The sequence below is a fragment of the Muribacter muris genome (genome assembly GCF_004569585.1).
Taxonomy (GTDB): Bacteria; Pseudomonadota; Gammaproteobacteria; order Enterobacterales; family Pasteurellaceae; genus Muribacter; species Muribacter muris.
In genome coordinates, this window is record NZ_SPPA01000012.1 from 63,433 (window position 1) to 74,695 (window position 11,263).

General features: G+C 46.9%; 9 protein-coding genes and 1 pseudogene. 1 reads left to right on the plus strand and 9 read right to left on the minus strand.

Translation table 11 applies throughout. The features are described 5' to 3' along the window. Nucleotides 1-3 precede the first annotated feature (3 nt). The 9 genes from dppD to E4T80_RS06730 all read right to left on the minus strand — a co-directional run bounded on the left by dppD (nucleotide 4) and on the right by E4T80_RS06730 (nucleotide 10,829). Nucleotides 4-993 (minus strand): dipeptide ABC transporter ATP-binding protein, encoded by a 990-nt coding sequence (gene dppD, locus E4T80_RS06690; RefSeq protein WP_135056416.1) that lies wholly within the window; start codon nucleotides 991-993, stop codon nucleotides 4-6. A 9-nt stretch (nucleotides 994-1,002) separates the two neighbouring features. Then, a complete protein-coding gene (locus tag E4T80_RS06695; protein ID WP_135056419.1) occupies nucleotides 1,003-1,893 on the minus strand; it encodes an ABC transporter permease subunit in 891 nt (296 codons plus the stop codon). 17 nt (nucleotides 1,894-1,910) lie between these two features. Further along, nucleotides 1,911-2,915 (minus strand): ABC transporter permease subunit, encoded by a 1,005-nt coding sequence (locus E4T80_RS06700; RefSeq protein WP_135056422.1) that lies wholly within the window; start codon nucleotides 2,913-2,915, stop codon nucleotides 1,911-1,913. Nucleotides 2,916-3,121: 206 nt separating this feature from the next. After that, the gene (locus tag E4T80_RS06705) at nucleotides 3,122-4,720 is read right to left on the minus strand and encodes an ABC transporter substrate-binding protein (protein WP_135056425.1); all 1,599 of its coding nucleotides are present in this window, start codon (nucleotides 4,718-4,720) and stop codon (nucleotides 3,122-3,124) included. A 333-nt stretch (nucleotides 4,721-5,053) separates the two neighbouring features. Continuing rightward, nucleotides 5,054-5,698 (minus strand): adenylate kinase, encoded by a 645-nt coding sequence (gene adk, locus E4T80_RS06710; protein ID WP_047977535.1) that lies wholly within the window; start codon nucleotides 5,696-5,698, stop codon nucleotides 5,054-5,056. Between the two features lie 207 nt (nucleotides 5,699-5,905). Next, nucleotides 5,906-7,684, minus strand: coding sequence for a lipid A ABC transporter ATP-binding protein/permease MsbA (msbA, locus tag E4T80_RS06715; RefSeq protein ID WP_167740701.1), 1,779 nt, complete (start codon nucleotides 7,682-7,684; stop codon nucleotides 5,906-5,908). Between the two features lie 62 nt (nucleotides 7,685-7,746). After that, nucleotides 7,747-8,442, minus strand: coding sequence for an LrgB family protein (locus E4T80_RS06720; protein ID WP_135056431.1), 696 nt, complete (start codon nucleotides 8,440-8,442; stop codon nucleotides 7,747-7,749). Beyond that, on the minus strand, nucleotides 8,439-8,681 hold the full coding sequence (locus E4T80_RS06725) for a CidA/LrgA family protein (protein WP_407662364.1): 243 nt from the start codon (nucleotides 8,679-8,681) through the stop codon (nucleotides 8,439-8,441). The genes E4T80_RS06720 and E4T80_RS06725 overlap by 4 nt, the downstream gene beginning before the upstream one ends. Before the next feature lie 222 nt (nucleotides 8,682-8,903). Beyond that, nucleotides 8,904-10,829, minus strand: a complete 1,926-nt coding sequence (locus E4T80_RS06730) for an ATP-dependent DNA helicase (protein ID WP_135056434.1) — start codon at nucleotides 10,827-10,829, stop codon at nucleotides 8,904-8,906. 359 nt (nucleotides 10,830-11,188) lie between these two features. Between E4T80_RS06730 and E4T80_RS06735 the strand changes: the two are divergent. Further along, nucleotides 11,189-11,263: pseudogene (locus tag E4T80_RS06735) on the plus strand (IS1595 family transposase); the annotation flags it as partial.

Sequence of the window (11,263 nt, forward strand, 5' to 3'; positions counted from 1 at the left end):
GAGTTATCCGATAAAAGCCTCTGGCTGACCTTGCGCATTCAATGGCGTATAGCATTTCACTTGGCGGCCGTTAAGCTGATGTAACGGCGGTTCTTCACGGCGGCAGCGCTCCGTTGCATAAGGGCAACGTGGGTTGAGCAAGCACCCTTGCGGGCGATCGTATTTGCCCGGCACGACACCAGGTAGCGATTGCAGACGGGATTTGCCCTCCGCAAATTCGGGCAGTGCTTTGAGTAATGCTTGCGTATAAGGGTGAAGCGGGGAGTGGAAAATGTGCTCGGCTTTGCCCTCTTCCACCACTTGCCCCGCATACATCACAATAATACGGTGTGCCGACTCAGCCACCAACGCAAGATCGTGGGTAATCAAAATCAACGCCATATTCTCTTTGCGTTGCAAGGTCAGTAGCAGATCGATAATTTGTGCTTGAATCGTTACGTCTAACGCCGTAGTCGGTTCATCGGCAATCAGTAGCTTAGGGTTACAGGCAATCGCCATTGCAATCATCACCCGCTGGCTCATTCCGCCGGAAAGTTGGTGAGGATAAACGGACAAGCGAGATTCGGGATCGGGAATGCCCACCATAGTCAATAGTTCAATCGTCCGTTGGCGGCGGCTTGCTTTTGTGCCGCCTTGATGCACCTTTAACGCCTCCATAATCTGATAGCCGACTGTATAGCTCGGGTTGAGGCTGGTCATAGCGTCTTGGAAAATTATCGCCACATCGGCACCGATAATCTGTTGTTTTTCTTTCGGCGTCAGTGCGAGCAGATCTTTGCCGTGAAAGTGCAGTGCCTCCGCCATTACTCGCCCGGGGAAATCAATCAACCCCATAATCGCCAGTGAGCTGACCGATTTACCCGATCCCGATTCACCGACAATCCCCAACACTTCGCCTTCATTGACTTGATAGCTGATCCGATCCACCGCTTTAAACGGGCTTTTTTGTTCACCGAAATGGACGGAAAGCTGGTTTACTTCTAATAATGCCATTGCGTCCTCCTACTGCTTTAATTTTGGATCGAGTGCATCACGCAAGCCATCGCCCATCAGGTTAAATGCCAACACTAGCGATAAAATTGCCAGCCCCGGAATCGTAACCAGCCAGTTTGCCGACTGCATAAAACTGCGGGATTCCGCCAACATTGTCCCTAACTCCGGTGTCGGCGGTTGCGCCCCAATCCCTAAGAAGCCTAGAGCGGCAAGTTCTAAAATTGCGTTGGAGATCCCCATTGTCATTTGAACAATCAGCGGGGCAAGGCAGTTTGGCAGGATCACGATGAACATTAACCGTGTAACACCTGCCCCCGCCACTTTGGAAGCGGTTACATAATCCCGATTTTTTTCACTCAGCACGGAGGCACGGGTTAAACGGACATAGCTCGGAATGGAGACCACGGCGATCGCAATCGCCGCATTCACAAGCGAAGGCCCTAAAATCGTTACTACACCGATGGTAAGCAACAGGCTTGGAATTGCAAGCATAATATCGACAAAGCGCATAATCACAATGTCAATCGTGCCGCCATAGTAACCGGCAATTAAGCCTAAGATCACGCCTAATACGCAAGACATCAACACAATCAGCAAGCCGATAAAAATCGACAATCTTGCCCCATAAATAATACGGGACAGAATATCCCGCCCAATATCATCAGTACCGAGCCAATAAGGCGCTTGCCCGCCGTCAAACCACGCAGGCGGTAATAATAAGGCACTGCGATTTTGGCTAATCGGGTCGAAAGGGGCAACCACATCGGCAAAAAGACAAACAAACGCCACAAAAACAATAAAAGCCAGTCCAATCACCGCCCCTTTATTTTGGCGGAAATAAAACCAAAATTCTTGTAACGGGGTAAGCGGTGCCGGTGAAGCGGATTCAAGATGAGACATTATCACTCCAAACAAAATTAGGTATGGCGAATACGCGGATTCACAATACCGTAAAGCAGATCAACCGACAAATTCACGAAAATAATTAAGGTTGCAATAATCAGTACCGAGCCTTGCAATACCGGGTAATCACGGGAATTGATCGCATCAATAATCCATTTGCCGATCCCCGGCCACGAGAAAATATTTTCCGTTAATACTGCTCCCGATAATAGCTGCCCGACAATCAGCCCCACCACCGTAACCACCGGAATTAACGCATTACGCAGCGCGTGAATAATGACAATGCGGGTGGTATTCAGCCCTTTGGCTTTCGCCGTGCGGATATAATCCTCACCCAGCACTTCTAACATTGAGGAACGGGTCATACGGGTAATAATTGCCAACGGAATCGTCCCCAGTACAATCGCCGGTAAAATTAAGGATTTGATAGCCGCTAAAAATGCTCCCGGTTCGTCTGAACGCCAAGTGTCAATCAGCATAAACCCGGTGTCCGCCTCAATCCAAAATTCTGCGGGTAAACGGCCGGAAGCCGGCAACCCCAACGGGGTTGAAACATAAAGAATTAAAATCAGCCCCCACCAAAAAATCGGCATTGAATAGCCGGTCAGCGACAGGGACGTTACGGCGTGGGAAAGCCACGACTCTTTTTTCACCGCAGCAATCACCCCCAACACAATACCGCCGATCAGCGACCATAGCAGAGCAAAAAACGCTAATTCCACCGTCGCAGGAAACAGTGTGAAAAACTCTTTTAAAACCGGTTCATTATTGCGAAAAGAATTGCCCAAATCGCCCTGAAATACGCCTTTGATATAGTTGAAATATTGTTCGTAAAGGGGTAAATCCAAGCCAAGCTGGCTCATCATTTGGGCGTGAATTTCGGGGCTAAGCCCCCGCTCGCCCATTCGGATCTCAATCGGATCGCCGGGAATAAGGTGAACTAAAGCAAAAGTAATTAAGGTTATCGCAAAGAAGGTTGGGATAACCATTAAAATACGTTTAAGAATAAATTGAAACATTCAAACTCTCGGTGTTTAAGTTAGCAAGCGGTCGGTTTTTGGCGTACTTTTTACAATATGATGATGCTTACTGCTGTTCATCATAAATGGCACAATGCTAAGTGTTATTAAACCTGCGTCTCTCAATGATGAACGATATTGCAAGCAACATAATATCGCAAGAATTTACCATAAACTGACCGCTTGTAAAGGGCATTACTGCCGAATTATTGGCTGTCTAAATCCACCTTTTCAAAGCTGTGTACGCTAAACGGACTCATCACATAGCCTTTGACTTCTTTGCGTACAGGGAAATACGAGGTGGAGTGCGCCAAGGTAATCCACGGTGCTTGTTCTTTAAAGACGAGCTGGGCTTGTTCGTACAGCGCAACTCGTTTGGCGTGATCCGTTTCTTGTGATGCGCCTACTACTAATTCATCAAACCCTTTATGACAGAATTTGGCGTAGTTCGAACCTAACTCCACCGCTGAGCAGCTTAATAGCGTATTTAAGAAGTTATCCGGATCGCCGTTATCGCCCGACCAACCCATTAAGCCTGTTTGGTGATCGCCCGCCCGCATACGTTTAAGGTATTCACCCCACTCATAGCTGACGATTTTGGCATTCACGCCGACTTTTTTCCAATCTTCCTGAATCAACTCCGCAATCCGCCGTGCGTTCGGATTATACGGGCGGGAAACCGGCATTGCCCACAAATCCGTGTCAAAACCGTTTTCAAAGCCGGCTTCTTTTAACAAGGCTTTGGCTTTTTCCGGATTATAGTCATAATCCGGTGTGTTTTCGTTATAGCTCCACATTGTCGGCGGAATCGGATTTTTTGCCACTTGTCCCGAGCCTTGATAAACCGCATCAATGATCGCCTGTTTATTCACCGCATAACTTAACGCTTGACGCACTTTCACATTATTAAACGGTGCTTTTTGCACGTTAAAATTCAAATAGCCGATATTCAGCCCCGGTTTACTCATCAGGTTAATCGCCGGATCATTTTTCATTTTTTCAATATCCGCCGGATTTGGATAAGGTGCGGCGTGGCACTCCGCTTTTTGTAATTTGGCATAACGCACGGACGCATCAGGGGTAATCGAGAACACTAAGCGGTCAATCGCCGGCTTACCGTCCCAATATTGTTCAAAGGCTTTATAGCGGATTTGGGAATCTTTTTTATAATCGACAAATTGGAAAGCCCCTGTGCCGATCGGGTTGGTATCCACTTTCTCCGGCGTACCGGCGTTCAACATTTTATCGGCATACTCCGCCGACATAATTGAGGCAAAATCCATCGCTAAATTGGCTAAAAACGGCGCATTCGGCGTATTTAGGCTGATTTTTACCGTATAATCATCCATTTTTTCCACTTTATGAATGATATTTTGCATATCCATTCCGACAAAATATTCATAATTTCCGCCGGATACTTTGTGATAAGGGTGATTCGGATCAAGCTGGCGGTTGAACGAGAACAGCACATCGTCCGCATTAAAATCACGGCTTGGGGTAAAGTCTTTTGCTGAATGGAATTTCACGCCTTTACGCAAATGGAAAATGTAGGTTTTCTTATCCTCCGACACTTCCCAACTTTCCGCCAAAGACGGCTCAACGCTGGTTTCTCCCGCTTTAAACGCCGTTAAGCGATTAAACATAGCACGGGAAGAGGCATCTAAGGTTGCGCCGTCTGTCCCAAGCTGCGGGCTTAAAAAGGAAGGAGAGGCTTCCAAGCAGTAAACAAAGGTTTTTGGTGCTGCCGCTGCCGAACCGGACGCCACCGCCAAAGCCAAGAGGGAGAGTTGTGTTAGCTTTTTCATTTTCACTCCTAGGGTTATTTGCATCGTTGTAAAATTGGCTAGGGCTTCAATATACAAATTTTTGAATGAACTGCAATAGATTTTTTTATGCAAGCGGTGTTTTTGTAAAGAAATATTGCAAAATTGTTACACAGATCACGAAAACAAAAGGGACGCAAAAGCGTCCCAAAGTGATACAAGCGGTTGGTTTTGGCAAAATTTTTGCCGTACGATCTAAAAACGAAGCCTAGACAAGTTATACCTACCCCGTCAAACACCAAAGGATTTCAAAATATGATACGGATATATCCTCGTGTGTTACAAAAAATTTGCTCCAACCGAGCGCTTATTGAATTAACCTAAAATGCGATTTAATTCTTCGCTGACTTTTTCGACCGGCTGTGTGCCGTCTAAACGGAAATATTGGGTATTGCCGGCTTCGGCTTCAGCGGTGTAGTAGGCAATCAATGGCTTGGTCTGTTTATGATAAATTGCCAAACGCTCTAACACGGTTTCCGCTTTGTCGTCCGGACGAATAATTAACTCTTCGCCGGTTACATCGTCTTTGCCTTCCACTTTCGGCGGGTTATACACCACGTGGTAAGTACGTCCTGACGCTTGATGCACTCGGCGACCGCTCATACGTTCCACAATCACCTCATCAGCCACATCAAATTCCAACACAAAATCAATTTTCACGCCGGATTCTTTCAACGCATCGGCTTGCGGAATCGTACGAGGAAAACCGTCTAATAAAAAACCGTTGGCACAATCCGGCTGGGCAATACGATCTTTAACCAATGCTACCGTCAGCTCGTCCGGCACTAATTTTCCTTCGTCCATCAACGCCTTAGCTTGTTTACCTAACTCGGTGCCGGCTTTAATCGCCGCACGGAACATATCCCCCGTTGAAATTTGCGGAATACCGAATTTGTTCATCATAAATTGGGCTTGCGTGCCTTTACCCGCCCCCGGTGCACCTAATAGGATAATTTTCATACGAAAACCTCTTAAAAAATAAAAAACAATGAAATAGGCGATAACCTTACCGATTACTGCCTGAAATTGCAAATGTTATTGCGGAAATGACCGCTTGTCGATGCCACATCAGATCTACTCTGAAATGATTTCAATCTATTAACGGCATCAACGTGGTATTTCTGCACTAAATAGCCGTGCTACAACCGAATAGGGATTTTCACCCCGCTATTCACTAAACTGCATTTGGTGGAGCTGTTTGTACGCGCCGCCTTGTGCCAGTAACGCTTGGTGAGTGCCACGTTCTATAATCCGACCGTGATCGATCACCAAAATTTCATCGGCTTTTTCAATCGTGGAAAGGCGGTGAGCAATCACCAATACGGTGCGGTCTTTTTGCAGTTCGTCCAATGCCGCTTGAATTGCCCGCTCCGATTCCGTATCAAGAGCGGAAGTCGCCTCATCTAAGACCAGCACCGGCGAGTTACGCAACAATGCACGGGCGATTGCCAGACGTTGCCGCTGCCCGCCCGATAAGCTCACACCGTTTTCGCCAATCACGGTATCCAAACCCTGCGGCATTTTTTCGATAAATTCCATCGCATACGCCGCTTTAGCTGCCCGCTCAATCTCGGCACGACTGAATTTATCTTGTGCGGCATAGGCGATATTATTGGCAATGGTGTCGTTAAACAGGTGAACCTGTTGAGAGACGATCGCACACTGTTCACGCAGATTATTCAAGCGATAATCCTGAATATTTTTGCCGTCCAGTAAAATCGTGCCGCCGTCAATCTCGTAAAAACGGGTAATCAGATTAGCAATGGTGGATTTCCCCGAACCTGAACGCCCGACTAACGCCAGCGTTTTACCTGCCGGCAATTCAAACGAAATGTGATTGAGTGCCGGCTGATCTTTGCCGTAATAGGTGAAAGAGACGTTTTCAAAGCGAATATCACCTTTTGCACGAGAAGTTTGATGAGTACCCTGATCCCGCTCGGTCGGTAAATCAAATAGGGTGAATAGCGTTTGACAAGCCGCCATTCCCCGTTGGAATTGTGCATTGACGTTAGTGAGGGTTTTCAGCGGACGCAGAATGCCCATCAACGCACCGATAACAGCGGCAAACTCGCCGGCGGTCAGACTATCGCCCATAATCTCCGGTGAGCCGGCTAAGAACAGCACTACCGCTAACGCTAATGAGGCGATCACTTGGATAATCGGGTCGGAAATCGCTGTTGCCGCCATCATTTTCATTCCTTTGCGACGCATATCATTACTGGTATGGTTAAAGCGGTGTTCTTCGACCGCCTGCCCGCCAAAAGAGAGTACCACTTTATGCCCCCGTAGCATTTGCTCGGCACTTTCCGTCATACTGCCCATTGACTCCTGCATATTGCGGCTTAAACGGCGGAAGCGCTTCGACACTAGGCGAATCAGCACGGCAATAATCGGCCCGATAAGAAATAGCACAAGGGATAACCGCCAACTGTAATAAAACATTGTTGCCACTAAAAAGAGAATATAAACCCCCTCCCGTACCACGCTCTGCAAGGCACTGGCGGAAGAATTGGCGATCTGTTCGGAATCGTATGTAATGCGGGATAATAATTTGCCAGAGGAATTTTGATCGAAAAAAGTAACAGGCATAAACATCAAATGCTTAAACACCTTTTGACGCATTGTCATCACCACTTTACCGGACACCCACGCCAAACAGTAGCTGGATACAAAGCTGGTCAGCCCCCGTGCGAAAATCAGCCCGACCACAATAAACGCCATCATTTTCAGAAAGTTACGATCGGACGTTCCGCCAAAGCCCTCATCAATTAACGGTTTTAGCATTGTGATGAGGTAAGCGTCTGCACCTGCATTCAGCACCATTGCTAACATTGCTACCAAAATACCCGCTTTAAACGGTGAGATCATCGGCCACAAGCGTTTAAACGTCTGCCAAGTCGATTGATCGTGGGTTATCTCATCAAATGAGAAAGAAGGTTTTGACATAATATTTCAACTTTATCGTAAAAAGTGGCTTATTCTAAAGGCAAACGGCGGTTATGCCAAATTTAAAACCACCCGCAAATCACCCATTTAAACAACAAAGGGGCAAGCAGGGACGATACCAATCCGCACAACACTAGCGAAACGGACGCATAGCTCCCTGCTTTTACGCTATATTCCATTGAACGAGCCGTGCCTAATGCGTGGGAGACCGCCCCCATACTCAACCCGACTGCACGGGCATTACGCACTTTCAACCACTGTAATACGGCAATACCGAATGCCGAGCCGGTCAAACCCGATACAGTAACCGCAACCGCCCCAACCGCCGAATTACCGCCGATTTGATCGACAATCGAAACGGCAATCGCCGTGGTTACCGATTTAGGCAAAATCGCCATAATGATCTCTTGGCTTGCGCCAAACAGTAGTGCCAGCAATACCCCCGTCAACATCGAAAAAAGCGAGCCGGCTAACACCACGATTGTAATGACACGCCAATGCTTGCGAATTTGCGGTAATTGCTCATAAAACGGTACGGCAAGGGCGACAACCGACACACCTAATAGCTGATTGATCGGAAAATTACCTTGATAATAATCGCCAAAGGGAATATGACATAACACCAATATCGCCGCTAACAATAATAGCGATAAAATGAAAGGGTTCAACACCGCAGATTTGAGTGTTTTACTTAGCTTCAACACCACAATGAACACCGCAACCGTCAGTAATGAGTAAGCATAAATCGGCACATTCATCGACGGCGCTCCCGTTTTACTGAAAGGCTAAACAGCCATTGAGAAAAGTAGCCAATAACGATTAAAGATAGCACGGCACTAAAAAAATTAGCCATCACTAACGCATTTAGATGCGCCAGTAACACCTCTGTTTGCTCAACAATGCCGGCACAAATCGGCAGAAAAAAGAGTGTCATATAACGTAACAAGGGGCGGGAAGCCGGTAACACCCAATTCAGCTTGATAAAACCTAACGTCAATCCACCAAATAAAAGCAGCAATCCCTAAATACTTTCCGATATACCAATTGGTACTAGCCACGCCAGCCCTTTTCCTAAATAAAGCATTAAACATAAAAGCCCAAGTGCGACGCAAAAGCGTAACAGCTTGCCTAATATTATCCGTAACATACCGCCATTATCCTTTAAACAACACTAACAAAGGCGGTATTTTGCAAAAAATATGCCGTAACCGACCGCTTGTTAGTTACCCTGTGCTTGTAAAAAGCCAATCACTTTCCCCAAATCCCGTGTGCGTTGGGAGGGCGGCAGACTTTTCAGGAAAGTCGCCCCATATTGCCGCATCACCAATCGGGCATCACAGATAATCACCGCCCCTCTGTCCGTTACATCACGGATAAGCCGTCCCACACCTTGTTTAAGCGTAATGACCGCTTCGGGAATTTGAATATCGTTAAAGGGATCGCCCCCTTGCAAGCGACAATCTTCCATTCTTGCTTTGAGCAACGGTTCGTCCGGTGCGGTAAAGGGCAGTTTATCAATAATCACCAATGAAAGTGCATCGCCCCGCACATCAATCCCTTCCCAAAAACTTTGAGTGGCAACCAACACACTGTTCGGCTCGGCGACAAATTTTTCCAACAGGCGACTTTTACTGGTTTCCCCTTGTAGCAACACGCTTAAATCGCTGTGTTCCCGCAGAAAATCCGCCAGCCCCCGCATCATAAAATAAGAGGTACAGAGCAAAAAGCAACGCCCCTTATTTGCCTCAATCACGGGTTTGAGTAACTGCCCCAACGCCGTAAGCGTGTGAGCTTTATTGCTATCGGGAAGGTAACGAGGCACACACAATAGCGACTGCTTCGCATAATCAAACGGGCTTTGCAACACCATTTGCTCGGCATTCATAATCCCTAACCGTTGGCAGAAATGGTCGAACTTGCCGCCGACTTCCAAAGTGGCGGAAGTAAACACCCAACCGATTTTTTGTATGTTGAGCTGCTCGCCGAATTTATCCGCCACCGTCAAAGGCGTAATGTGCAAGCCGAACGCCCGCCCGTTTGTTTCATACCAATAGCAATAACCTACCGTGGTAGTATCGCTGAGTTTTTTGAGCTTGACTTTGATTTCTGCCAAACGTTCGAAGATTTTATCTAAGGTTTCCGAACGCCCCAGCGATTTTTTCACCACATCGCTCAAAAATTCAAGGGTGTCATTCAGCTTATTCAGCCCCTCAACCACCGTGCGATTTTGCAATAATTCCCGTAAATTGCCCCGCTTGTTGCCCTCTCCAATCAATAAACGGAAATCCTGCACCACTTTTTGCAGATGATCCGCTGCTTTGCCGAGCTGGGCGAGATCTTTCAACTCCGAGCGATAAACAATCGTGCAATCCTTACATAAATCAAACAGTTGGCGAGAGGTTAGGGACTGCCCGAAATATTGGCTGGCGATGTCCGGTAACTGATGCGCTTCATCAAACACCACCAATTCTGCCTCCGGAATCAACTCGCCAAACCCTGTTTCTTTAACCGCCATATCCGCACAAAACAGATGATGATTAACCACCACCACGTCCGCTTCCATTGCTCTGCGGCGTGCGTGAACGATGTAGCACTCTTTATAGTTCGGGCAATCCGATCCAAGACAACTCTCGGTTGTCGAAACTAGCTGCGGTAAAATCGGACTATCTTCGGCAAGGGCGATGCACTCGCTCAAATCCCCCGTTTGGGTTGCCGCCTGCCATTTACGCACTTTGCCGAGATCCGATAGCACCGATTTATCGCCCAATACCCCCATTGCGATCACCTGATCTAAACGCTCCAAGCACAAATAATTCGCCCGCCCTTTGAGCAAGGCAATTTTACCTTTATATTTCAAGGCTTTTTGGATTGTGGGCAAATCCCGCTTAAACAGTTGATCTTGCAGGTTTTTTGAACCGGTGGAAATGATTGTTTTTTTGCCGGACAACAACGCCGGCACCAGATAAGCAAAGGTTTTGCCCGTACCGGTGCCGGCTTCAATCACCGCACTGTTTGCCAATTTTACCGCTCTGCCGACCGCTTGCGCCATTTCCAACTGCGCCTCACGAGGCTTAAACCCTTGAATATTCCGGCTTAATGTGCCACTTTCACTAAAAGCGTTGTTGATTTTTTGAGTTAATGTCATCGCATTTTCGTACGTTGATTGAGGGAGAAAAGGTACGGATTTTAACAGAAAAAGCCTGTTCCTGCTAAACCTCAATAGTAGGTTGCAAGCGGTCGGTAACACACAAAACATTGCAAGATTAGCAACCTTGAAATTCCGAGCCACCGTTATTTAATTTCCGCCAAATACCGACTTTCACACCGTTCATTGCGATATATAGCTCATCTTTAGGCATCACCAAATTTCCCCATATTCATCTTGTCCACTATATTCTCTTTTTTGACGAGGTTGAACGACAAGTTCTAATTCTAAGCCAGATAAAATTTTAGGGGCTGTACTAGATAACTAGGGAAATCTAATTTCAGGTTAGAATAATCCCTATGAGAAGAAGTCGTTTAAGTCAGTACAAGCAAAACAAACTGATTGAACTGTTTATTGCGGGTGTTACTGCTCGC